The following is a 747-nucleotide window of genomic DNA, read 5'->3' as shown; positions in this document are numbered from 1 at the left end:
GGATAGGGACAGGGATCTTTTGGACATACGAAATTGGGACATTCACTTTCAAAGTACCCTCGTACAGATCTTCAAGCTGTTTTACCTGATCATCGTCTTCGGCGTACACGTATCCCGGCTTTTCCTGAAAATCGCACGTGATGTTATAAGCTTCAATGTTTTTCCTGATGATATCGAATCCTGTATTAACGGCTCCGGCGAATAATCTGGCCCCCTCTTTGCCAAAAGCACTTTCCGTTTCTTTGTATGTAGTATCCGCAAAAGTATTTATGTGGGCGCTTGTTCCGCCAGTGGTTCCGTAACCGGCATTGTGAGCGTCGATAACGAGTACTTCTTTTTCTGAATCCCGAAGGATCAGCGCGGCAGTAATGCCCGTAATTCCGGCTCCAACGATAATGCAATCGTATACTTTCGCCGGGTCAGGAATGGATTTTTGATCTGTGACTGACCCTCCGCTTTGCCATGGACTGACGAGGTTTCCATCCCTTCCAACGGGCTGATCTTGTATTGTTTTCATAGCGGGTGTTTTAAAAGACTACAATGAAGCAGAGGGAAAGTTTTTTCGGATTGCTAGGGGAGAATGGAGAATTGAGAGTGGAGTGTGAAAGTGGGGATTCTTAGTCTCTAAGGAAACTGCGGAATGTCAGATTGATTCGCGGAGTGTTAACCTTTGTAGTTTTAGGTAGAGAGTGAAGCCAGTTGGTTTGTGTGGGTCCTTTCATTAGGAGCAGGCTGCCATTTTCGAGT

The 747-nt window shown here is 45.9% G+C and carries 2 protein-coding genes; both read right to left on the bottom strand.

The annotated features are described in order from the left end of the window. Positions 1-517 (bottom strand): FAD-binding oxidoreductase (locus tag WKF69_RS17300; RefSeq protein ID WP_340383477.1); only part of this gene is annotated, 517 nt, incomplete at its 3' end. 100 nt (positions 518-617) lie between these two features. Beyond that, on the bottom strand, positions 618-747 hold a 130-nt coding region (locus tag WKF69_RS17295), incomplete at its 5' end, for an alpha-ketoglutarate-dependent dioxygenase AlkB (protein WP_340383479.1).

Origin of the sequence: Daejeonella sp. (assembly GCF_037719425.1) — a bacterium.
GTDB lineage: Bacteria > Bacteroidota > Bacteroidia > Sphingobacteriales > Sphingobacteriaceae > Daejeonella.
Note: the sequence above shows the minus strand (reverse complement) of the source record. Positions and strands in the feature narration are given on the sequence as shown.